The sequence below is a fragment of the Pseudomonas sp. SH10-3B genome (assembly GCF_019891415.1).
Classification (GTDB): domain Bacteria; phylum Pseudomonadota; class Gammaproteobacteria; order Pseudomonadales; family Pseudomonadaceae; genus Aquipseudomonas.
In genome coordinates this window covers 1-416 of record NZ_JAFLXD010000140.1, presented here as the reverse complement: position 1 = coordinate 416, position 416 = coordinate 1, and the positions used below count along the sequence as shown (strand labels likewise).

Below are 416 nucleotides of genomic sequence, written 5' to 3'. Positions count from 1 at the left end.
GCCATCGAAGTCGATGTCCCCGGCATGCCTTGCCATCGCTTTGCCGGTTAGCTGCACCGCTTCACTGTAGGAGCGAGCTTGCTCGCGAAAAGCCTGAGCGCGCCGCGTGCATTCAGGATGTACGCGTCATCGTTAACGTTTTTCGCGAGCAAGCTCGCTCCTACAAAAAACAGCAAACAAAAAACAACAACAAGGAGTCACCCGTATGAATCATCGTCGTCGTGGTATCCGTTCCCTGTGCTGCGCCGCTGTGGCGGTCTCGGCCATGAGCTTGAGCGGGCTGTTGCTGGCCGCTGAAGAAGTGAAGATCGGTTTCCTGGTCAAGCAGGCCGAGGAACCGTGGTTCCAGACCGAATGGGCCTTTGCCGAAAAAGCCGGCAAGGAACATGGCTTTACCGTGATCAAGATCGCCGTGC

General features: G+C 56.7%; 2 pseudogenes. One reads left to right on the top strand and one right to left on the bottom strand.

The features are described from left to right. Positions 1–62: 62 nt before the first annotated feature. Positions 63–176 (bottom strand): annotated as a pseudogene (locus J1G35_RS31155) (outer membrane lipoprotein carrier protein LolA); the annotation flags it as partial. 29 nt (positions 177–205) lie between these two features. Here J1G35_RS31155 and J1G35_RS30715 point away from each other — a divergent pair. Next, positions 206–416, top strand: a pseudogene (locus J1G35_RS30715) (arabinose ABC transporter substrate-binding protein); the annotation flags it as partial.